The organism is Caballeronia sp. LZ024 (assembly GCF_031451455.1).
Lineage (GTDB): Bacteria > Pseudomonadota > Gammaproteobacteria > Burkholderiales > Burkholderiaceae > Caballeronia > Caballeronia telluris.
The window spans coordinates 1,972,043-1,993,647 of the sequence record NZ_JARUXL010000001.1 but is presented as its reverse complement, the minus strand read 5'-3'; the positions used below and the strand labels follow the sequence as shown (position 1 = coordinate 1,993,647).

Below are 21,605 nucleotides of genomic sequence, written 5' to 3'. Positions count from 1 at the left end.
GCCTTTTTCCTGCGCAAGCTGCTTGAGCCGGATAGCCGACGACAGTCCGGCGGGGCCGCCGCCGACGATCACGACGTCATATTCCATCGACTCGCGGGGACCGTACTGCTCGATGAGACTCTCCGGGGTCATCCAATGCTCCTATGTACCGTTAGAATGCTTTTTTCGGGGATCGCGTATTGTCAGCGAAACGTCTGGTGGGGTGCAACCGACCATCCATCGATTAGCACGATCGTACTATTTATGTGATAGCGTGACGGCTTGACCCGACCGCGAAACCGACGCACCAACGAATCGCCGTGTTGCCGTGAGCGTGCCGGCGCGGCTGGATCAACCGAACAACAAGGAACCACTATGGGCCGTTCGATCAATCTGGAAGGCAAGGTCGCGCTGATCACGGGCGCTTCCAGCGGGCTCGGCAAGCGTTTTGCGCAAGTGCTGTCGCAGGCAGGCGCCAAGGTCGTCCTCGCGAGCCGGCGCACCGAGCGTCTGAAGGAACTGCGCGCCGAGATCGAGGCGTCGGGCGGCGCGGCGCACGTCGTCGCGCTCGACGTCACCGATTCGCAGAGCATCAAGTCGGCGGTCGCGCATGCGGAGACGGAAGCCGGCACCATCGACATCCTCGTCAACAACTCGGGCGTGTCTACGACGCAAAAGCTCACCGACGTCACGCCCGCCGACTTCGATTTCGTCTTCAACACCAACACGCGCGGCGCCTTTTTCGTCGCGCAGGAAGTCGCGAAACGCATGATCATGCGCGGCAACAGCGCGTCAAAACCGGGTTACCGGATCATCAATATCGCGTCGGTGGCGGGGCTGCGCACGTTTCCGCAGATCGGCCTCTATGCGATGAGCAAGGCCGCCGTCGTCCAGATGACCCGCGCGATGGCGCAGGAATGGGGCCGCCACGGCATCAACGTGAACGCGATCTGCCCGGGCTATATCGACACCGAGATCAACCATCATCACTGGAAGACCGAGCAGGGCCAGAAGCTGATGTCGATGCTGCCGCGCCGGCGCGTCGGCAAGCCCGAGGACCTCGACGGTCTTCTTCTGCTGCTCGCCGCGGACGAATCGCAGTTCATCAACGGCTCGATCATTTCCGCCGACGACGGCTTCAACCTCTAACTTCTGTTTCCGGACGCAGTAATGAGCAACGAAAGCGACTTTCACCCTGTTTTTGAGATGTCCATGCCGATCCGCTGGGGCGACATGGACGCCTTCGGGCATGTCAACAACACCGTCTATTTCCGCTACATGGAGCAGGTGCGCATTTCCTGGTTCGAGCATCTGGGCATCGCGGGCGGCAACGGCGAGGGACAGGGACCGGTGATCGTCAATGCGTCGATGGAGTTTCTGAAGCAGCTTCATTATCCCGGCGACGTGATCGGCCGGATGTCGGTCGGCAAGCCGGGCCGCAGCAGTTTCGACACGCGTTTCGAACTCTATCGCGCCGACGATCCCGCCACGCTCTATGCGAAGGGCGCCGCGAAATGCGTCTGGATCGACTATGCGGCGGGCAAGTCGGTGCCGATTCCCGACCTGCTGCGCCATACCATCGAGACGGCGGCGCCCGTCGTCGCGCCTTAAGTCGCGCCTTGATGCGCGTCTCAGGTGCCTAGAAGCCGCTGCAGCAGTTCGGTCGCGTTGCCGGTATCGTACTTTCGCATCAGCCGCGCGCGATAGATGTCGACCGTGCGCGGGCTGATGTCGAGCACGCGGCCGATTTGCTTGCTGGTTTTCCCCATCACGAGCTGCGCGGCGATTTCCCGCTCGCGCGGCGTCAGTTCGATCGCGACGCGCCGCGTCGCGCTCAGGTCCTCGAAGGTCCAGATGCCCGCCGCGTGCGGTGCCGACAGATCCAGCGAACGACCGGTCACGTGGCACCAGAAGAGTTCGCCGTTCGCGCGCTTCATGATGCGGTCGTCGGCGTAGCTGCCTTGCGCCGCCATCAGCGCGGCGATCCGCTCGCCGATGCGCGTGAATTCGTCCGGCGACGGGTACAGCACCTCGAAAGACTGGCCGATCAGCGCGGTGCGCGGCGCGCCGAAGATCGCGCAGAGCGCCTCGTTGCAATCCTCGACGATTCGTTCCCGGGACAAAACGAGTCCGATGGGCGCAAGATGAAACGCGGTTTGATAATCCAGTTCGGGCATGTCGAGTGGTGTCGGGCGCGCCGCACGGCGAGGACAGTGCGGCGACTGCTTATGTATTTTTGCGTATTGTGCCGGATCGACTTGCCGTCGTACTCTTTCGTCACGCTAAAACGCCGCCAGGAGTCGTCAGGCGCCATAAAAATGCGACTCGCAGCGGCACCAAAAGCCGATTTTCAGTTGGTTCACAACATGGAAGGGACAAACAGATGAACAAGGTCTATCCCGGCGCGAAAGAGGCGCTCGATGGCATCGTCAAGGATGGTCAGACATTCGCCGTCGGCGGCTTCGGGCTGTGCGGCATCCCGGAGGCGCTGATCGCGGCGCTGCGCGATTCGGGCGTGAAGGACATCACCTGCATCAGCAACAACGCGGGTGTCGACGGCTTCGGTCTCGGTCTGTTGCTCGAGACGCGCCAGATCAAGAAGATGATTTCGTCGTATGTCGGCGAAAACAAGGAATTCGAGCGGCAATATCTCGCCGGCGAACTCGAACTCGAATTCACGCCGCAGGGCACGCTCGCCGAAAAGCTGCGCGCGGGCGGCTCCGGCATCCCGGCGTTCTTCACGAACACGGGCTTCGGCACGATCATCGCGGACGGCAAGGAAACGCGCCAGTTCGGTGAAAACCACTATGTGCTCGAACATTCCCTGACCGCCGATGTCGCGCTCGTCAAGGCGTGGAAGGCGGACAAGTCCGGCAACCTGATCTACCGCCGCACGGCGCGCAACTTCAATCCGATGTGCGCGATGGCCGGCAAGATCACGGTCGTGGAGGTGGAAGAAATCGTCGAAACCGGCGAACTCGATCCGGACGCGATTCATACGCCGGGCATCTTCGTGCAGCGCATCGTGCTGAACGCGAATCCCGAAAAACGCATCGAACAACGCATCGTCCGCGCGAAAGGAGAATGACCATGGCATGGACTCGTGATCAAATGGCCGCGCGCGCGGCGCAGGAACTGCAGGACGGCTTTTACGTGAACCTCGGCATCGGCTTGCCGACGCTCGTCGCCAACCACGTGCCGGCGGGCGTCGAAGTGTGGCTGCAGTCGGAAAACGGGCTGCTCGGGATCGGGCCGTCGCCGACGGAAGAAGAAGTCGACGCCGATCTCATCAACGCCGGCAAGCAGACCGTGACGACGCTGCCGGGCTCGTCGATCTTTTCGTCGGCGGATTCGTTCGCGATGATCCGCGGCGGACACATCAACCTGGCGATCCTCGGCGCGATGCAGATCAGCAAGACGGGCGATCTCGCCAACTGGATGATCCCGGGCAAGATGATCAAGGGCATGGGCGGCGCGATGGACCTCGTGGCGGGCGTGAAGCGCGTGGTCGTGCTGATGGAGCACGTCGCGAAGGGCGACCAGCACAAGATCCTCGAAGCATGCACGCTGCCGCTGACGGGCGTGGGCGTCGTGAACCGGATCATCACGGACCTGGGCGTGATCGACGTCACCGAGAACGGGCTGAAGCTGGCCGAACTGGCAGACGGCGTCACGGCTGAAGAGATTCAGCAGAAGACCGGCGCGCCGCTGGACGTGAGCGGCGTGAAGTAAGCGGGGCGGATTGCGTTGGTAAAAGGCGGGCGAAGCGTGAAGCTTTGCCCGCTTTCTTTTTTGGGCCGTCTTTTTGCTTGGGCACACTGGCCGTGTTCGCACTTGTCCGTTCGGCCAACGTCGCGCGCGGCGCGCAATCCCGGCGGCCAAACTGTTTACAATCGATTCGACTCCCATTGAGGAAAGCCCATGTCCACGCCCATCGTCGAAGCTACGCCCCTGAAGTCCACGGAAGCCGAGTCGCGCCAGCGCTACGTGCAGTGCGCGAGCCCGGCGGGATTGCATCGCGTCGCGTACACGGAATGGGGCGATCCGGCGAATCCGCGCGTGCTGCTCTGCGTGCATGGGCTCACGCGTTCGGGCCGCGACTTCGATGCGCTCGCCCGCGCGCTGTGCCGGGAGTATCGCGTGGTGTGTCCGGATGTCGCCGGGCGCGGCCTGTCGGACTGGCTCGCCGATCCGAAGTACTACGGCGTGCCGCAATACGTCGCCGACATGGTCACGCTCGTCGCGCGGTTGAACGTCGAGACGGTGGACTGGTTCGGCACCTCGATGGGCGGGCTGATCGGCATGGCGCTCGCGGGCCTGCCGAACACGCCGATCCGCAAGATGCTGCTGAACGACGTCGGACCGCACATCGAGCCGGTGGCGCTGCAGCGCATCGGCCAGTACCTCGGCAAGCCCGCCGAATTCGCGACGCTCGACGAAGGCATCGTCCATGCGGCGACGCTCGCGGCGTCGTTCGGCACCTTGACGGACGAAGATTGGGCCCAGATCAACACGCCGCTCCTGCGCGAGCGCGAAGGGCGCTGGGGCTTTCGCTACGACCCGGGCATCGCCTTGCCGTTCGCCGCCGCGACCGACGAAACCAACGCCGCCGGCGAGGCGTTCCTGTGGCACTCGTTTGTCTCGATAAAGTCGCCGGTGCTCGTCGTGCGTGGCGAAACATCCGATTTGCTGTCGCGCGAAACGGTCGAACAGATGGTCGCGCGGGGCCAGGCGGTCGAGAGTTGCGAGATGGCGGGCGCAGGGCACGCGCCCGCGTTTCTCGCGGCGGACCAGATCGAGGTCGCGCGGCGCTTCTTTCTCGAAAACAGATCGGACGGGGCATAATATTGGGCTCGGCGGCGCGCTCATCCCGGGCGCGCGCACACCAAAGGGACACCCATGGCAGTTACTCGTCATCACGTCGGCGCGCGTCTTTCCGAAATCGCGATTCACAACGGCACGGTCTATCTGGCGGGCCAGATCGCCGAAGACACGGAACAGGACATCAGCGGCCAGACCCGCGAAGTGCTCGGCCACATCGACCGGCTGCTCGAAGAAGCGAATAGCGACAAGTCGCATCTGCTGTCGGTGCAGATCTATGTCTCCGACATGGCCAATTTCCCCGCGATGAATGCCGTGTGGGACACGTGGGTCGCCGCCGGCAACACGCCGCCGCGCGCCACCGTCGAAGCCAAGCTCGCGAATCCGGCGTGCCTCGTCGAAGTCGTCGTGGTGGCGGCGCAGCGTAAGTAAGCCTTTCGCTGTGGCTTGATCGCATGACCGATACCGCCGTTTCCCCCGAACTGTTGCCCGAGCCGTCCTTCGACGACGCGCTCGCGTTCGTGCGCGAGCACGCGGGCGACGCGCGGCTCGTGAGCGGAGAACTGCTCGTCGAGCACGCGCTGGGAACGGCGCGCATCGTGCAGTCGCTCAACATCGACTCGCACGCGGTCGCGGCGGCTGCGCTCTTCACGCTGGCGCCGCATCTCGACGATCCGACGCATGCGATCGGCGAGCGCTTCGGCCCGGAAGTGGAGGCGCTCGTATCCGACGTGCGCAAGCTCGCGCGGCTCGGCTCGGTCAGTTCGCGCGCGACGCAGGCGGTGTTGCCCGAAAGCGGGCGCGACGCGCAGGCCGCGCGCCGGGCGCAGGTCGAGGCGCTGCGCAAGATGTTCCTCGCGTTCGCGCAGGACATCCGCGTGGTGCTGATCCGGCTCGCATCGCGCGTGCAGTCGCTGCGCTACTACGCCGCGCAGAAGACCCAGCCGCCGCCGGACGTGCCGCGCGAGACGCTCGAAATCTACGCGCCGCTTGCGAACCGGCTCGGCATCTGGCAACTGAAGTGGGAGCTCGAAGACCTCGCGTTCCGCTTCGAAGACCCCGTCACCTATAAGCGCATCGCGAAGCTGCTCGACGAACGGCGGGTCGAGCGCGAATCGTACGTGACGAGCGCGATCGCCCGGTTGCAGACCGAGCTCGCGACCGCGCACATCAAGGCCGAGGTGAGCGGCCGGCCGAAGCACATCTATAGCATCTGGAAGAAGATGCGCGGCAAGGAGCTCGACTTTGCCGAACTGAACGACGTGCGCGCGTTTCGCGTCATCGTCGACGACATCAAGGATTGCTACACGGTGCTCGGTATCGTGCACAACCTGTGGCAGCCGATGCCGAAGGAATTCGACGACTACATCTCGCGGCCGAAGCCTAACGGTTACAAGTCGCTGCACACGGTCGTGATCGGCGACGACGGCCGCGCGTTCGAAGTGCAGATCCGCACGCACGAGATGCATCGTTTCGCCGAATACGGTGTTGCGGCGCATTGGCGCTACAAGGAAGCCGGCACGCGCGGTTACGCGGGCCAGGTGACGGCGAGCGAGAAGTACGACGAGAAGATCGCGTGGCTGCGGCAGTTGCTCGCCTGGAAGGACGATGTGTCCGACGCCGAACGGCCCGGCCCCGGCTGGCAGCAGTTGCGCGATGCCACGCTCGACGACGACCACATCTACGTGCTCACGCCGCAGGCGCGCGTGATCGCGCTGCCGCAGGGCGCGACGGCCGTCGATTTCGCCTATCACCTGCATAGTGAACTCGGGCACCGGTGCCGCGGCGCGCGCGTCGACGGCGCGATGGTGCCGCTCAACACGCCGCTGCAAAACGGTCAGACGGTGGAAATCGTCGCGGTGAAGGAGGGCGGGCCGTCGCGCGACTGGCTCAACCCGCAACTCGGCTACCTCCACAGCGCGCGCGCGAAGCAGAAGGTGCGCGCGTGGTTCAACGCGGTCGAGGCTGAGGAGAACATCGCGTCGGGGCGGGCGATCGTCGAAAAAACCTTACAGCGCGAAGGCCGGACATCCGTCAATCTGGACCAGCTTGCCGCCAAGCTCGGCTTCAAGACGCCCGAGGAACTCTACGCACTCGTCGCGAAGGAAGAGTTCAGCCTGCGACATATCGAGCAGGCGCTCTCCGACACGCCGCCGCCCGAGCCCGAACCCGAAGCGCCCGAGCAGTTCCAAAAGCGCAGCAGCGGGCAGAGCGTGGCGGCGGGGGCATCGACGGGCGTGCTGGTCGTCGGCGTCGATGCGCTGCTCACGCAGCTCGCGCGCTGCTGCCGCCCGGCGCCGCCGGACCCGATCGCGGGCTTCGTGACGCGCGGCAAGGGCATGTCGATCCATCGCAGCGACTGCGCGACCTTCAAGCGGATGGCCGACCGTTCGCCCGAGCGCGTGCTGCACACGACCTGGTCGGCGGATGTGATGGGCGGGCGCGGGCAGTCGGTGTATCCGGTCGATCTGGCGGTCGAATCTGCCGACCGGCAGGGGCTGCTGCGCGACATCTCGGAAGTATTCGCGCGGGAAAAGATCAACGTCGTCGGCGTGAAGAGCCAGAGCCGGCGCAATATTGCGTACATGCAGTTCACGGTCGAGGTGTCGAATGCGGCGCAGATTCAGCGCGCCTGCACGCTGCTCGGCGAGGTGCAGGGCGTGATTCGTGCTTCACGCCGCGCCTGAGTGTTGGTCTAAGGTATTGAATCGGAAGCGTATTTGGCGGGAAGTTAAACGTATCGACGAATATTTTCACAGTCACTGCATAAAAACGCTTGCCAAGATTCAAAACGGTCCATATAATTTCGTCTTCTTCAGGCTCGTAGCTCAGCTGGTTAGAGCACCACCTTGACATGGTGGGGGTCGTTGGTTCGAGTCCAATCGAGCCTACCAACGAAAACGGAATCCCGGTTCGCCGGGGTTTCAAAACCGCAGGAAGCGCCTCGGCGCTAAAGGCGAACAAAAAGATGGCACCGCGAACGTTGACCGAAACAACTTCGGAGCGACGCTAGTCGAGGACCTCTTTCGCCCTTGTGGTGTGTAAGAAAGTGAATGCGGCCCCTCGAATGTGGGGCCGCATTTTTTTTGCCCATTTGAATTGCCTGCTGTTGCCTTTGGCGTCCGAAGGGCATGGCTGAATTGAACTTGATCGCCGTGTGCCGGCGTCTTGGAGAACGAAATGGTTTCGATACGCTTGCCCGACGGCTCCGTCCGACAGTACGACCACCCCGTCACGGTCGCCGAAGTCGCGGCCTCGATCGGCGCGGGTCTCGCCAAGGCCGCGCTGGGCGGCCGGGTGGATGGCGAACTCGTCGATACGTCGGCGCTGATCGACCATGACGCCTCGCTTGCGATCGTCACCGAGAAGGACGCGGATGGCCTCGACATCGTTCGTCACTCGGCCGCGCACTTGCTCGCCTACGCCGTGAAGGACCTGTATCCGGAAGCGCAGGTGACGATCGGGCCGGTCATCGACAACGGTTTCTACTACGACTTCGCCTACAGCCGTCCCTTCACGCCGGAAGATCTCGAGAAGATCGAAAAGCGCATGCAGGAACTCGCGAAGAAGGACGAGCCGGTGTCGCGCCGCGTCGTTTCGCGCGATGAAGCCGTCGATTACTTCAAGAGCATCGGCGAGAAGTACAAGGCGGAGATCATCGAGTCGATTCCGGCAAGCGATGACATCAAGCTCTATTCGCACGGCGGTTTCACCGACCTGTGCCGCGGGCCGCACGTGCCGTCGACCGGCAAGCTGAAAGTGTTCAAGCTGATGAAAGTCGCCGGCGCGTACTGGCGCGGCGACTCGAAGAACGAGATGCTGCAGCGCATCTACGGCACGGCCTGGACCAAGAAGGAAGATCAGGAAGCGTATCTGCACATGCTGGAAGAGGCCGAGAAGCGCGATCACCGCAAGCTCGGCAAGCAGCTCGATTTCTTCCATCTGCAGGACGAAGCGCCCGGCATGGTGTTCTGGCATCCGAAGGGCTGGTCGCTGTGGCAGCAGGTCGAGCAGTACATGCGCCGTCGCGTGAACGACGCCGGCTATCTCGAAATCAAGACGCCGATGGTCATGGACCGTTCGCTCTGGGAAGCCTCGGGCCACTGGCAGAACTATCGTGAAAACATGTTCACGACCGAGTCGGAGAAGCGCGACTACGCCATCAAGCCGATGAACTGCCCGGGCCACGTGCAGGTGTTCAATCACGGCCTGCGTTCCTATCGCGATCTGCCGCTGCGCTACGCCGAGTTCGGTTCGTGCCATCGCAACGAGCCGTCGGGTTCGCTGCACGGGCTGATGCGCGTGCGCGGCTTCGTCCAGGACGATGCACACATCTTCTGCACGGAAGACCAGTTCATTTCGGAATCGATCGCGTTCAACACGCTCGCGATGAGCGTCTACAAGGACTTCGGCTTCGAGAACATCGGCATCAAGCTCGCGCTTCGTCCCGACCAGCGCGCGGGCACCGACGAAATCTGGGATCGCGCCGAACAGGGCCTGCGCGACGCGCTGACCGCGTGCGATCTGCAATGGGAAGAATTGCCGGGCGAGGGCGCTTTTTACGGCCCGAAGATCGAATATCACATCAAGGACGCGCTCGGCCGTTCCTGGCAGTGCGGCACGCTGCAACTTGACATGGTCCTGCCCGAGCGCCTGGGCGCGGAGTACGTGTCGGAAGACAACAGCCGCAAGCGCCCCGTCATGCTGCATCGTGCAATCGTCGGATCGATGGAGCGGTTCCTCGGCATTCTGATCGAGCACCATGCTGGTGCGATGCCCGCCTGGCTCGCGCCGGTGCAGGCGGTTGTGCTGAATATCGCGGAAAATCAGATGGATTACGCTCGCGATCTGGCCCAATCGTTGCAAAAACAAGGGCTTAGAGTTGAGGTGGATTTGCGCAACGAGAAGATTAGCTATAAAATACGCGAGCACACGCTGCAAAAGGTCCCGTATTTGCTGGTCGTCGGCGACAAGGAGCGTGAGGCGAAAACCGTAGCCGTGCGTGCTCGTGGCGGTGTCGATCTGGGTTCCATGCCGGTCGACGCATTCCTCGAACGCCTGCAGCAGGACGTGCAGACGTTCAAGTAAGTCACCCGCAGCGCGGCTTGTTTTTTAATTTTTAGAGGAAACGTAACATCGCTACTGATAAGTCGTCACATCGCATCAACGGTGAAATTACCGCACCCGAGGTGCGCTTGGTCGGAGTGGACAACGAGCCGCTCGGAATCGTGAAACTCGCCGATGCTTTCCGCCAGTCGGAACAGCTGGACGTGGATCTCGTCGAAATCGCGCCGCAGGCCGTGCCGCCTGTCTGCCGTTTGATGGATTACGGCAAGTTCAAATACTCGGAAGCGAAGAAGCAGCACGAGGCGAAGCTCAAGCAGAAGATCGTTCAGGTCAAGGAAGTCAAGTTCCGGCCGGGCACCGATGACGGTGACTACAACGTGAAGCTGCGCAACCTCACGCGTTTCCTCGAAGACGGCGACAAGACGAAAATCACGTTGCGTTTCCGTGGGCGTGAAATGGCCCACCAGGAAATCGGCATGCGCATGCTGGAACGCCTGAAGGCGGATCTGGACGAACACGCGCAAGTCGAGCAAATGCCGAAGATGGAAGGCCGCCAGATGATCATGGTGCTGGCGCCGAAGAAAAAGAAGTAATCGATGGATCGCGCCAGTTTGGCGCGGCATCGACAGAAATTTCAGGGCGACGCCGGGCAACCGGCGACGCTCATGAAAATGCGGCGGGTTTTTATAACTGTTCGCACACAAGTGGCGCGTGGGTTTCGAAGGGCGGGAAAGGATCGATGGATCAACCGCACACCCATGTCCATCTAATAAACTGGAGTAGTTTCATGCCGAAGATGAAGACCAAGAAGAGTGCTGCAAAGCGCTTCGTGGTGCGTCCGGGCGGTACCGTCAAGCGCGGTCAGGCCTTCAAGCGCCACATTCTTACCAAGAAAACCACCAAGAACAAACGCCATCTGCGTGGCTCCGCGGCTGTTCATGATTCCGATCTGAACTCCGTGCGCGCAATGCTGCCGTTCGCCTAACCCTTAACCGAAACTCATAGGAGCGCAACATGCCTCGAGTAAAACGTGGGGTTACCGCACGGGCCCGTCACAAGAAAGTCATCAAGCTGGCCAAGGGTTACCGCGGCCGTCGCAATAACGTCTATCGCATCGCCAAGCAAGCGGTCATGCGCGCCGGGCAATACGCCTATCGCGATCGCCGCAACAAGAAACGTGTGTTCCGCGCACTATGGATCACGCGTATCAATGCAGCGGTGCGTCAGCACGACATGACCTACAGCGTGTTCATCAACGGCCTGAAGAAGGCTCAGATCGAACTCGACCGCAAGGTTCTGGCTGACATGGCTGTGTTCGACAAGGCTGCTTTTGCTGCGATCGTCAAGCAGGTGAAAGCCGCCGTTGCAGCCTAATTGCGAAATTAGTACTGCGTGGTTCGTCGCTGCGAAGATCCGGTAGTTTCGGTGCCGCAGCGACAGAAAACGGGGCTTTCGAGCCCCGTTTTCGTTGGTCGAGCGGATTGCACATGCGGCCGCCCGTTCGGTTGAGCAGTTGAACTTCGACGTTGAAATGATGGGATCAATGGACCTGGACCAGATTGTCGCCGACGCGCAAAGCGCCTTTGAAAACGCCTCCGATGCCGCCACGCTCGAAAACGAGAAGGCGCGCTTTCTTGGCAAATCGGGCGCGCTCACCGAATTGTTGAAGGGCCTCGGCAAGCTCGATCCGGAAGCGCGCAAGACCGAAGGCGCGCGCATCAACGTCGTCAAGGCGAAGGTCGAAACGCTGCTTACCGCGCGACGCCAGGCGCTCGCCGACGCGCTGTTGAACCAGCGGCTCGCGGCCGAAGCGATCGACGTGACGCTGCCCGGGCGCGGTTCTGGCGCCGGCACGCTGCATCCGGTGATGCGCACGTGGGAGCGGGTCGAACAAATCTTCGCGACGATCGGTTTCGATGTGGCCGACGGCCCCGAGATCGAAACCGACTGGTACAACTTCACGGCGCTGAACAGCCCGGAAAATCATCCGGCGCGTTCGATGCAGGACACGTTCTACGTCGACGGCAACGACGCCGACGGCCGGCCGCTCCTCCTTCGCACGCACACGAGCCCGATGCAGGTGCGCTACGCGCGCATGAACAAGCCGCCGATCAAGGTGATCGTGCCGGGCCGCACGTATCGCGTGGACAGCGACGCCACGCACTCGCCGATGTTCAACCAGGTCGAAGGCCTGTGGATCGAAGAGAACATCAGCTTTGCGGACCTGAAGGGCGTCTACACCGACTTCCTGAAGAAATTCTTCGAGCGCGACGACATTCTCGTGCGCTTCCGCCCGTCGTACTTTCCGTTCACCGAGCCGTCCGCCGAGATCGACATGATGTTCGAGCACGGCAAGAACGCCGGTAAATGGCTCGAGATTTCGGGTTCCGGCCAGGTCCATCCGGCCGTCATCCGCAACATGGGTCTCGACCCGGAGCGCTATATCGGCTTCGCGTTCGGCAGCGGCCTCGAACGCCTGACGATGCTGCGCTACGGCGTGCAGGACCTGCGCCTTTTCTTCGAAAACGATCTGCGTTTCCTGCGGCAGTTCGCGTAAAGCGCCGCTCGCCCTCGATGCCCGGTGCATAAGAAATTCTAAGACCGGGCGCAGACACCACTCATTTCGAACTTAGACACACATGCAATTCCCAGAATCCTGGCTTAGAAGCTTCGTCGATCCGACACTGACCACCGACGAACTGTCGCACGCGCTGACGATGGCGGGTCTCGAAGTCGAAAGCTTGCGGCCGGTCGCGCCGCCGACCACGAAGATTGTCGTCGGACAGGTGCTGGAAGTCGCCAAGCACCCGGACGCGGACAAGCTGAACGTCTGCCAGGTCGACGCCGGCACGGGCGAGACGCTCAACATCGTGTGCGGTGCGCCGAATGTGTCGCCAGGCATCAAGGTGCCGGTCGCGCTGGTCGGCGCCGAGTTGCCGCCGGCAGAGGCGGGCGGCGCGCCGTTCGCGATCAAGCTGTCGAAGCTGCGCGGCGTCGAGAGCCAGGGCATGCTGTGCTCCGCGCGCGAACTCAAGCTGTCGGAAGATCACAGCGGCTTGCTGATCCTTCCCGCCGATGCGCCGATCGGCCAGGACATTCGCGAGACGCTCAGTCTCGACGACACCGTCTTCGAAATCAAGCTGACGCCGAACAAGGCGGATTGCCTCTCGGTGTTCGGCGTCGCGCGCGAGACGGCCGCGATCACGGGCGCGCCGCTCACGACGCTCGATATGCCGCCGGTCAACGCCATCCTCGACGAAAAGCTGCCCGTCAAGATTCTCGCTCCCGATCTGTGCGGCCGTTTTTCCGGTCGCGTGATCCGCGGTGTGAACGCGCACGCGAAGACGCCGCAATGGATGGTCGAACGGCTGGAGCGCTCCGGTCAGCGCAGCATTTCCGCGCTCGTCGACATCTCGAATTACGTGATGCTCGAACTCGGCCGCCCGACCCACGTGTTCGATCTCGACAAGATTCACGGCGGTATCGAAGTGCGCTGGGCGAAGCAGGGTGAGTCGCTCAAGCTCTTGAACGGCAACACCGTCGAACTCGACGAAACCGTCGGCGTGATCGCGGACGACCATCAGGTCGAAAGTCTCGCGGGCATCATGGGCGGCGACAGCACGGCCGTCTCGCTCGACACGACGAACATCTACCTGGAAGCCGCGTTCTGGTGGCCCGACGCCATCCGCGGCCGCGCGCGCAAGTACAACTTCTCGACCGACGCGGCGCATCGCTTCGAACGCGGCGTCGACTATTCGACGACCGTCGAGCACATCGAGCGCATCACGCAACTGATTCTCGACATCTGCGGCGGCGCGGCCGGCCCGGTCGACGATCAGGTCGTCAATCTGCCGACGCGCGCGCCGGTCGCGATGCGCGTCGCGCGCGCGCATCGCATCATCGGCATCGAGATTGGCACCGAAGAGATCGCGCAGATTTTCACGCGCCTCGGTCTCGCCTTCGAGCGCGATGGCGACACCTTCTCGGTGACGCCGCCGCCGTATCGCTTCGACATCGAGATCGAAGAGGATCTGATCGAGGAAGTTGCGCGCATTTACGGCTTCGAAAAGATTCCGGCACGGCCGCCGGTCGCGAAGAGCGAAATGCGTCCGACCAACGAGACGAAGCGCTCGATCCACGTGATTCGCCACGCGGTTGCCGCGCGCGACTACGCGGAGACGGTGAACTTCAGTTTTGTCGATGCCGAGTGGGAGGAGGATTTCGCGGGCAACGACAAGCCGGTCAAGCTGCTCAATCCGATTGCGAGCCAGTTGTCGGTCATGCGCACGACGCTCTTCGGCAGCCTGATCAACGTGTTGCGCTACAACCTGAACCGTCGCGCAGAGCGCATCCGCGTGTTCGAGGCGGGCCGCGTGTTCCTGCACGATCCGTCGATCAAGGCGGGCGAACTCGCTGTCGAAGGCTTCGCGCAGCCGAAGATGATCGGCGCGCTGGCTTATGGGCCGGCGCTGGACGAGCAGTGGGGCGCGCCGTCGCGCACCGTCGATTTCTTCGACGTGAAGGGCGACGTCGAGGCGCTCTTTGCGCCCGTGGTGCCGCGCTTCGTCAAGGCCGAGCATCCGGCGCTGCATCCGGGACGCAGCGCGCGCATCGAAATCGATGGCCGCGCGGTGGGCTGGATCGGCGAACTTCATCCGCGCTGGCTGCAAAAGTATGACCTTCCGCAAGCGCCGATTCTTTTCGAAATCGAAGCTGAAGCGCTGATGGAACGCTCGCTGCCGGTGCCGTCGGAGGTGTCGAAATTCCCGCCGGTGAAGCGCGATATTGCGATCGTCGTCGACCAGAAAGTGGAGGTTCAGGCGCTCCTCGACGAGCTCGAAAACGCCCGTTCCGAACCCGCGTGCAAGCACGTCACAAGGGTTGCGCTGTTCGATGAATTTCGTCCAAAATCAAGCACTTCCGGTGGGTTGGGGGTGCACGAGAAAAGCCTTGCCTTCCGTGTGACGTTGCAAGATACTGGCGGGACGCTTCAGGACGAAACGGTCGAAACGGCCATCAAAACGCTGGTGGATCGCTTGGCTCGAGTACATGGCGCGCGGTTGCGCGGATAGCCTTTGGTTGGCCCCTCCGTCTTCATCGTCACGCCATTTTTATGATATGAACCAAATGAACTCGAGTGATTTCGAAGCCCTTCTTTCGGCGCAACGCAGCGCCATGATCCGAGATATCCCGACTTCGAACGGCGCGGCGTCCAGTGAGACGCCGACGCTCACGAAAGCTGAACTGGCCGAGATGCTGTTCGACCACGTCGGACTCAACAAGCGCGAAGCGAAAGACATGGTCGAAGCCTTCTTCGAAGTCATTCGCGACGCGCTCGAAAGCGGCGACAGCGTCAAGCTGTCCGGCTTCGGCAACTTCCAGTTGCGCGACAAACCGCAGCGGCCGGGACGCAATCCGAAGACGGGCGAAGCGATTCCGATCGCCGCGCGTCGCGTGGTCACGTTTCACGCGAGCCAGAAACTGAAGGCGCTGGTCGAGACCGGCGCGGAAACCACCTTCGGCCGCTGACGGACGAAACCGCGCTGGATGCCTGTTAGTCAGCGCCTCTGCGATATCCACCCACGAAGGTTGATCGACGATGGAAAAAGTCGTCTTGCCTCCGATCCCGGCCAAGCGCTACTTCACGATCGGTGAAGTCAGCGAACTATGCGGCGTGAAACCGCATGTGTTGCGCTATTGGGAGCAGGAGTTCACGCAGTTGCGGCCGGTCAAGCGGCGCGGGAATCGTCGGTATTATCAGCATCATGAGGTGCTGCTGATCCGGCGTATCCGCGAACTGCTTTACGAACAGGGTTTCACGATCAACGGCGCGCGTAACCGGCTCGATTCGCATGGCCGCGTGAATGGCGACGAGGACGATGACGCCGAGATCAGCGCGAATGCGCCTGCGCAGGTTGCGGTGGATGTGGAGCAGTTGAGGAAGGAAATCCTGCAGGTGATCGATCTGCTTGGCGGTTGAGATTGCAGTCGGATCCAATGGAAACGCCGCGACGAGAGTCGCGGCGTTTTTGTTTTTGAAGCCTCGAAGATGGGCGAAGACGCGCCCATGCTTTGCGATCCTACTCGTGCTCGGTCTCGGCGACGGGTTCGTAGACCCACGCGAATTTCAGCGGCGTGAGCCATCTGAAACTCGTCATCGTGTCTTCCTGGAACGTGCATTCGACCGCCGCGGGAACATTGATCGTCGCCACTTTGACGGTGTTCGTCTGACCGCCTTTGATCTGCGTCGTCACGAGCGTGCGCGACACACTCTTGTAGCTGCCCTCGACCACGACACGCGATCCGCGATGCGCGATCTTCGTCGCTTCGACGGACAACGGGACATCGGCGGTCGGGTAGGTGGCGATCATCTTCTGCTTGCACTGCTGGCCGTTCCGGTAGCCCGTCGTGCATGCGGCAAGAGCACACGCGAGGCCGACGAGCATCACGCGCGAAGCAATGTTTCTCATATTGATCCTGAAAAATGTCGCCGGAAGTCTAACGCACTCTGCGCGCCAGATGGAGGATGCCGCAAGCTGATAAAGCGCCTTAGAAACGCGAGGCACAAACGTCGAGCGTCGCGTGCCGGTGATCGACATTGCAGTAGAAAAGAAAAAGGACTTAGCCCGTAAAGGCTAAGTCCTTGATTTCTTTGGTCGGGGCGAGAGGATTTGAACCTCCGACCACCTGCACCCCATGCAGGTACGCTACCAGGCTGCGCTACGCCCCGAAAGAGCGAAAGTATATCAGACGGGTTTCGTATTGAGAACCCTTGGAAAGCCTTCGCCGACGATGCTTCACAATTCCACTCACGCTGCCCGGCCGTGCAACCGCGGCATCCTCAAACCGACAATTCCGACTGCGAGTATTCCGACGTCTTGATGATCACCGGCTGCCGGCCGTGGCTACGCCAGCGCTGCCGGAAGCGAACCGCGAGCACGATACCCACGGCACAAGGAATCACATACGCGACGACACGTTCCGCCCAGGCGGACATCGACGCGAGGTTCGCATAGCTTGTCCGCTCCGCCGACGTCGCCGAGGCGAACACGTGCATGAGGACGAAGTCGAGCACCACGGCGAGCAGGCAGAAGCCGACGAAGATCAGCGCGCCGTTCCATCGCGCCTCGCGCAGGCTCGCATTGATCGTGTTGCAGATGAACACGGCCGCCCCGAGCAGCATGAAGTTGAGGAACAGTTGAAACCACGGGAAGTTCATCGCGGATCCGATCGCAAAAGGAAGTGAGAAGGCTCGTTCATCGCTCGGCCCGGCGTTCGGAAGCACCGGGCGATGAGACCAAAACCGGGCGGGATCATCACACGGCGGCCGATGCGCTTGAATACGAGTTATCCTAATTGACCGGTGTTTCGCCAGCAGCGCCTCCCCGTCAGATCAAAGCCTCGGACAAAAAATCGATGAACGTGCGCACCTTCGTCGTCATGTACTTGCGGCTCGTGTAGACCGCGTACACCGAAGGCGCGAACGCGGCGTAGTCCGGCAGCACGCGCACGAGATTGCCCGCCGCGAGTTCCGGCGCCACGATCCATTCCGGGAAATACGCGAGTCCGAGCCCGGCGCGCACGAGTTGAAGCGACATCGACGTGTCGTTGGTCTTGAGCACCGCCTGATTCTTCACGGTGAACGTGCCGTCGGGGCCGCTCAGTTCTACCGTCTCGATATTGGTGTAGGTCGGCAGGATCATGCGATGCCGGTCCAGGTCGTCAGGGCGGCGCGGCGTGCCGTGCCGTTCGAGATACGCCGGCTCGCCCGTGAGGATGAACGGCACCCTGCACAGCGGCCGCACGATCAGCGAAGGCGACGGTTCGGACGTCGCACGGAGCGCCAGGTCGTAACCTTCCTCGACGAGATCGACGAAACGGTTTTCCAGGCGAAGGTCGATCAGCACCTCGGGATAACGCTCCCGGTAGGCGACGAGGAGATCGGCGAACTTGCGCGTCGCGAACCAGCCGGGCGCCGTCACCTTCAGCACGCCCTGCGGATGCGCCGTCTGCGTGCCGACAGCCGCTTCCGCCGCAGCCAGGATGTCGAGTGCCTCGCTGCACTGCTCGATGTAGACGCTGCCGGCTTCGGTCAGGCTCAGATGGCGCGTCGTGCGGTTGAGCAGGCGCACGCCGAGCTGACGTTCGAGATTCGCCACGTGCTTGCTCGTCATCGCGGTCGAGATGTCGAGGCGTTCGGCGGCCTTCACGAAACTTCCCGCTTCGACGACTTCCCGGAACACCCGCAAGCTGGTCAACGCATCCATCGATCATTTCCTGGCAGGAAACAAAACGCCATTCTAGCCGGGTCGTCGCGGTGCGCCGTCACTTCGGCCATTCGTCCAGCGCATCGTTGAACAGCGACGCGACGACCCCACGCAGCCACATCGTGCGCGCGTCGTTGTGGAACTTGCGATGCCAGTGCTGCCGGAGATCGAAGTGCGGCAGTGCCAGCGGCGGTTCGGCGAGCGTGATCGACGCATGCTCGGCGACGTAGGCGAAGCCGATCGCGTGCGGCACGGTCGCGATCAAGTCCGTGCGAGAAAGAATGAAGGGCAAGCTCATGAAGTGCGGCGTTTCGAGGACTGCGCGCCGTCGAATGCGTTGTTTATCGAGAAAGTTCTCAAGGATTTCCTGGCTGCGTCCCTCGGCGCGCACGACGGCATGTCCGCACGCGATGAACTGTTCGAGCGTGAGCGGCCCGCGCGCAAACGGATGATCGCGCCGCATCAGGCAGATGAAGCGGTGCGAGAAAAGCCGCTGCTGAAAGAAGTTGTTGCCGCCGAGATCCGGAAAATAGCCGACCGCGAGATCGATGTCGCCGGCTTCCAGCCCGCGTTCGACTTCGCCGTGCGCGAGCGACACCGAGCGCAGGTTCGCATGCGGCGCCTCGACGGCGAGCGCTTGCAGAAGGCGCGGCAGGAACACGATCTCGCCGACGTCGGACAGGGCGATCGAAAACGTGTCGGTCGTTACGGTCGGATCGAAATGCTGGGTGTCGAGCAGGCCTCGTTCGATGCGGCCGAGCGCCTCGCGCGCGGCGGGCACGAGCGAGAGCGCGCGGGGCGTCGGCTCCATGCCGCGCGAAGTCCGCACGAACAGCGGGTCGTTGAAATAGTCGCGCAGCCGGCCGAGCGCCGTGCTCACGCGCGGCTGGCTCACGCCGAGCCGCTCGGCGGCGCGGCTGACGTTGCGCGTCTCCTCGATCGCGACGAGATACGGGATGAGGTTCAGATCGAGGTCGTTCATGCGGCGGGCGTCTTCGGCGCGGTTATCGGCGGGCGAGATAGAGGGTAGCGCCTCTTTCGGCCTTTCGAATAGTGGCGCTTGTGCCTATCCACGCCGCGCGACCATCTCCGAGACGCGTTGCGCCGCGTCCTGCAGCGGTCCGAGAAACGCCTTCACCATCTGCTTCGCACTCTTTCGCTGCGCATTCCCGCTGATATTGAGCGCCGCGATGACGCGGCCCTGCCGGTCGCGGATCGGCGCCGACATCGAAATCAGCCCTTCCTCCAGTTCCTGATCGACGATCGCCCAGCCCTGACGGCGCACGGCGCGGATCGCTTCGGCGAGCGCGGCGTGGTCGGTGAGCGTGCGCGGCGTGCGGGCGACGAGTTCGCTCGCGTCGAGCACGGCGTCGAGTTGCGTGTCGTCGAGCGCGGCGAGCAGCACGCGGCCCATCGACGTGCAGAACGCCGGCAGGCGGCTGCCGATCGAAAGGTTCTGCGTGATGATCTTGTGAGTCGGCACGCGCAGCACGTAGACGATGTCCGTGCCGTTCAGCACGGCGGCCGAGCAGCTCTCGTGCACCTGTCCGACGAGTTCCTCCATCACCGGCTCGGCGAGATTCCAGAACGGCATCGACGTGAGATAGGCGAAACCCAGGTCCAGGATCTTCGGCGTAAGCTGAAAGCGCCTTCCGTCGGCCTCGACGTAGCCGAGCGCCTGCAGCGTCAGCAGGATGCGGCGCGCGCCCGCACGCGTGAGGCCCGCGGCAGCGGCCACTTCGGTCAGCGTTTGCGCGGGGCGGCTCGCGTCGAACGAGCGAATCACGGCGAGTCCGCGCGCGAACGACTGCACATACGAATCGCCGGGCTTTGCTGCGTCCGGTTCGTCACTGGATACGGCTTGCGCTGGATCGTCGGTCATGGAGGAAGGCCCGTCGGTAAAAACCCGTAGTTCGTTGACACGACAACGAATGCAGGAATAACATCGCATTGTTCGCTAAACGAATCCATGTTCGCATGTCGAACATTTTGAAGCAAGTGTTTTGAACGAGCAGGTTAACCCCGAGTCCGGTCCGGCAGATCGCGTGCGCATCGAACGCGCAAGAACGCCGCCGGGCCACTTGCAGGAGAAGAACGGCATGATCAACAAGATTTTCGATTCGCTCGCGTCGGCGGTGGCGGATGTGCACGACGGAGCGACCATCATGATCGGCGGTTTCGGTACGGCGGGGATGCCGTCGGAACTGATCGACGCGCTGATCGAGCAGGGCGCGCGCGAACTGACGATCGTCAACAACAATGCCGGCAATGGCGAAACGGGCCTCGCCGCGCTGCTCAAGGCGAAGCGCGTGCGCAAGATCATCTGTTCGTTTCCGCGCCAGACCGACTCGCAGGTCTTCGATGCGCTTTACCGCGCGGGCGAAATCGAACTCGAACTCGTGCCGCAGGGCAATCTGGCGGAACGCATCCGCGCGGCGGGCGCGGGCATCGGCGGCTTCTTTACGCCGACCGGCTTCGGCACGAAGCTCGCAGAGGGCAAGGAAACGCGTCTGATCGACGGCAGGCAGTATGTGCTCGAAGCACCGCTGCACGCCGATTTCGCGCTCGTGAAGGCATATAAGGGCGACCGCTGGGGCAATCTGGTCTATCGTAAAACTGCGCGCAACTTCGGGCCCATCATGGCGAGCGCGGCGAAGACCGCGATCGTGCAGGTGTCGCAGGTCGTCGAACTGGGCGCACTCGATCCGGAAAACATCGTCACGCCGGGCATTTTCGTGCAGCGCGTCGTGGAAGTGCCGCAAGCCGTCCATCAAGCCGAACTCGCGGCCTAAGCAGAAAGGAACAGCCATGAAAAAACTGACTCGTGACGAAATGGCGAAACGCGTCGCCGCCGACATTCCCGAAGGCGCCTACGTGAACCTCGGCATCGGCGTGCCGACGCTCGTCGCCAATCACCTCGCGGCGGACCGCGAAATCTTCCTGCATAGCGAAAACGGCCTGCTCGGCATGGGCCCGGCGCCCGCCAAGGGCGAGGAAGACGACGAACTCATCAACGCCGGCAAGCAGCACGTCACGCTGCTGACGGGCGGCGCCTTTTTCCACCACGCCGATTCGTTCGCGATGATGCGCGGCGGCCATCTCGATTTTTGCGTGCTCGGCGCGTTTCAGGTGTCGGCGAAGGGCGATCTCGCGAACTGGCACACCGGCGCGCCCGACGCGATTCCGGCCGTCGGCGGCGCGATGGACCTGGCGATCGGCGCGAAGCAGGTCTACGTGATGATGGAATTGCTGACCAAGCAGGGCGAGAGCAAGCTCGTCGACGAGTGTTCGTACCCGGTGACGGGCGTGGACTGCGTCGATCGTGTGTACACCGATCTCGCCGTGTTCGACGTGACGCCGGAAGGCTTCGTCGTGCGCGAGATCGTCGATGGGCTCTCGTTCGAGGAGCTTCAGGCGCTCGCGAAAGTGCCGCTGCAATACGCGCCGCTGACCGAAGCCGCTTGAGCGCGG

24 protein-coding genes and 2 tRNA genes are annotated in these 21,605 nt (G+C 62.6%); 18 read left to right on the top strand and 8 right to left on the bottom strand.

The window, feature by feature from the left end:
* The coding region (locus tag QCE48_RS09200; RefSeq protein ID WP_116564380.1) for an FAD-binding protein at positions 1-132 on the bottom strand (132 nt) is incomplete at its 3' end.
* Positions 133-354: 222 nt separating this feature from the next.
* On the opposite strand from QCE48_RS09200, the gene QCE48_RS09195 reads away from it, so the two are divergent.
* Positions 355-1,128: an SDR family oxidoreductase gene (locus tag QCE48_RS09195; RefSeq protein WP_309788217.1), complete on the top strand. Its 774-nt coding sequence runs from the start codon at positions 355-357 to the stop codon at positions 1,126-1,128.
* Between the two features lie 21 nt (positions 1,129-1,149).
* A complete protein-coding gene (locus QCE48_RS09190; RefSeq protein ID WP_309788218.1) occupies positions 1,150-1,590 on the top strand; it encodes a thioesterase family protein in 441 nt (146 codons plus the stop codon).
* A 20-nt stretch (positions 1,591-1,610) separates the two neighbouring features.
* Here the strand turns inward: QCE48_RS09190 and QCE48_RS09185 are convergent, their stop codons facing one another.
* The gene (locus QCE48_RS09185; protein ID WP_309788220.1) at positions 1,611-2,156 is read right to left on the bottom strand and encodes a PAS and helix-turn-helix domain-containing protein; all 546 of its coding nucleotides are present in this window, start codon (positions 2,154-2,156) and stop codon (positions 1,611-1,613) included.
* A 206-nt stretch (positions 2,157-2,362) separates the two neighbouring features.
* On the opposite strand from QCE48_RS09185, the gene QCE48_RS09180 reads away from it, so the two are divergent.
* The 14 genes from QCE48_RS09180 (at position 2,363) to QCE48_RS09115 (ending at position 15,847) form a co-directional block, all read left to right on the top strand.
* Complete coding sequence (locus QCE48_RS09180; RefSeq protein ID WP_087632133.1) at positions 2,363-3,067, top strand: CoA transferase subunit A; 705 nt, start codon at positions 2,363-2,365, stop codon at positions 3,065-3,067.
* A gap of 2 nt (positions 3,068-3,069) precedes the next feature.
* Positions 3,070-3,711, top strand: a complete 642-nt coding sequence (locus tag QCE48_RS09175; protein WP_309788222.1) for a CoA transferase subunit B — start codon at positions 3,070-3,072, stop codon at positions 3,709-3,711.
* 189 nt (positions 3,712-3,900) lie between these two features.
* Positions 3,901-4,824, top strand: coding sequence for an alpha/beta hydrolase (locus QCE48_RS09170; protein WP_309788223.1), 924 nt, complete (start codon positions 3,901-3,903; stop codon positions 4,822-4,824).
* A 54-nt stretch (positions 4,825-4,878) separates the two neighbouring features.
* The gene (locus QCE48_RS09165; RefSeq protein ID WP_309788224.1) at positions 4,879-5,232 is read left to right on the top strand and encodes a RidA family protein; all 354 of its coding nucleotides are present in this window, start codon (positions 4,879-4,881) and stop codon (positions 5,230-5,232) included.
* A gap of 23 nt (positions 5,233-5,255) precedes the next feature.
* A complete protein-coding gene (locus tag QCE48_RS09160; RefSeq protein ID WP_309788225.1) occupies positions 5,256-7,487 on the top strand; it encodes a bifunctional (p)ppGpp synthetase/guanosine-3',5'-bis(diphosphate) 3'-pyrophosphohydrolase in 2,232 nt (743 codons plus the stop codon).
* Between the two features lie 130 nt (positions 7,488-7,617).
* Positions 7,618-7,694: transfer RNA gene (locus tag QCE48_RS09155), tRNA-Val, on the top strand.
* Positions 7,695-7,980: 286 nt separating this feature from the next.
* The gene (thrS, locus tag QCE48_RS09150) at positions 7,981-9,888 is read left to right on the top strand and encodes a threonine--tRNA ligase (protein WP_309788226.1); all 1,908 of its coding nucleotides are present in this window, start codon (positions 7,981-7,983) and stop codon (positions 9,886-9,888) included.
* A gap of 47 nt (positions 9,889-9,935) precedes the next feature.
* Complete coding sequence (gene infC / locus QCE48_RS09145; protein ID WP_087632138.1) at positions 9,936-10,460, top strand: translation initiation factor IF-3; 525 nt, start codon at positions 9,936-9,938, stop codon at positions 10,458-10,460.
* 194 nt (positions 10,461-10,654) lie between these two features.
* The gene (gene rpmI / locus QCE48_RS09140; protein WP_309788228.1) at positions 10,655-10,852 is read left to right on the top strand and encodes a 50S ribosomal protein L35; all 198 of its coding nucleotides are present in this window, start codon (positions 10,655-10,657) and stop codon (positions 10,850-10,852) included.
* 29 nt (positions 10,853-10,881) lie between these two features.
* Positions 10,882-11,241 (top strand): 50S ribosomal protein L20, encoded by a 360-nt coding sequence (gene rplT / locus QCE48_RS09135; RefSeq protein ID WP_062637433.1) that lies wholly within the window; start codon positions 10,882-10,884, stop codon positions 11,239-11,241.
* Between the two features lie 169 nt (positions 11,242-11,410).
* Entirely contained in the window at positions 11,411-12,424 is a 1,014-nt protein-coding gene (gene pheS / locus QCE48_RS09130) for a phenylalanine--tRNA ligase subunit alpha (RefSeq protein ID WP_309788229.1), read from the top strand.
* Positions 12,425-12,506: 82 nt separating this feature from the next.
* The gene (pheT, locus tag QCE48_RS09125; RefSeq protein ID WP_309788230.1) at positions 12,507-14,939 is read left to right on the top strand and encodes a phenylalanine--tRNA ligase subunit beta; all 2,433 of its coding nucleotides are present in this window, start codon (positions 12,507-12,509) and stop codon (positions 14,937-14,939) included.
* Between the two features lie 46 nt (positions 14,940-14,985).
* A complete protein-coding gene (locus QCE48_RS09120; RefSeq protein ID WP_309788371.1) occupies positions 14,986-15,396 on the top strand; it encodes an integration host factor subunit alpha in 411 nt (136 codons plus the stop codon).
* Positions 15,397-15,466: 70 nt separating this feature from the next.
* Positions 15,467-15,847, top strand: coding sequence for a MerR family transcriptional regulator (locus tag QCE48_RS09115; protein ID WP_309794119.1), 381 nt, complete (start codon positions 15,467-15,469; stop codon positions 15,845-15,847).
* Between the two features lie 100 nt (positions 15,848-15,947).
* Here the strand turns inward: QCE48_RS09115 and QCE48_RS09110 are convergent, their stop codons facing one another.
* From QCE48_RS09110 to QCE48_RS09085, 6 genes are all read right to left on the bottom strand, one after another.
* Positions 15,948-16,337 carry a hypothetical protein gene (locus QCE48_RS09110; protein ID WP_309785100.1) on the bottom strand — a complete coding sequence of 130 codons (390 nt, stop codon included), beginning with the start codon at positions 16,335-16,337 and terminating at the stop codon, positions 15,948-15,950.
* A gap of 183 nt (positions 16,338-16,520) precedes the next feature.
* Positions 16,521-16,597, bottom strand: a tRNA-Pro gene (locus QCE48_RS09105).
* 111 nt (positions 16,598-16,708) lie between these two features.
* The gene (locus tag QCE48_RS09100) at positions 16,709-17,086 is read right to left on the bottom strand and encodes a hypothetical protein (protein ID WP_309785101.1); all 378 of its coding nucleotides are present in this window, start codon (positions 17,084-17,086) and stop codon (positions 16,709-16,711) included.
* 169 nt (positions 17,087-17,255) lie between these two features.
* Positions 17,256-18,134: a LysR family transcriptional regulator gene (locus QCE48_RS09095; protein WP_309785102.1), complete on the bottom strand. Its 879-nt coding sequence runs from the start codon at positions 18,132-18,134 to the stop codon at positions 17,256-17,258.
* Positions 18,135-18,192: 58 nt separating this feature from the next.
* The gene (locus QCE48_RS09090) at positions 18,193-19,116 is read right to left on the bottom strand and encodes a LysR family transcriptional regulator (protein WP_309785103.1); all 924 of its coding nucleotides are present in this window, start codon (positions 19,114-19,116) and stop codon (positions 18,193-18,195) included.
* Between the two features lie 84 nt (positions 19,117-19,200).
* Complete coding sequence (locus QCE48_RS09085; RefSeq protein WP_309785104.1) at positions 19,201-20,016, bottom strand: IclR family transcriptional regulator; 816 nt, start codon at positions 20,014-20,016, stop codon at positions 19,201-19,203.
* Positions 20,017-20,233: 217 nt separating this feature from the next.
* Here QCE48_RS09085 and QCE48_RS09080 point away from each other — a divergent pair, with 217 nt between their 5' ends.
* On the top strand, positions 20,234-20,926 hold the full coding sequence (locus QCE48_RS09080) for a 3-oxoacid CoA-transferase subunit A (protein ID WP_087632148.1): 693 nt from the start codon (positions 20,234-20,236) through the stop codon (positions 20,924-20,926).
* A 16-nt stretch (positions 20,927-20,942) separates the two neighbouring features.
* Positions 20,943-21,599, top strand: coding sequence for a 3-oxoacid CoA-transferase subunit B (locus QCE48_RS09075; protein ID WP_309785105.1), 657 nt, complete (start codon positions 20,943-20,945; stop codon positions 21,597-21,599).
* Positions 21,600-21,605: the final 6 nt, after the last annotated feature.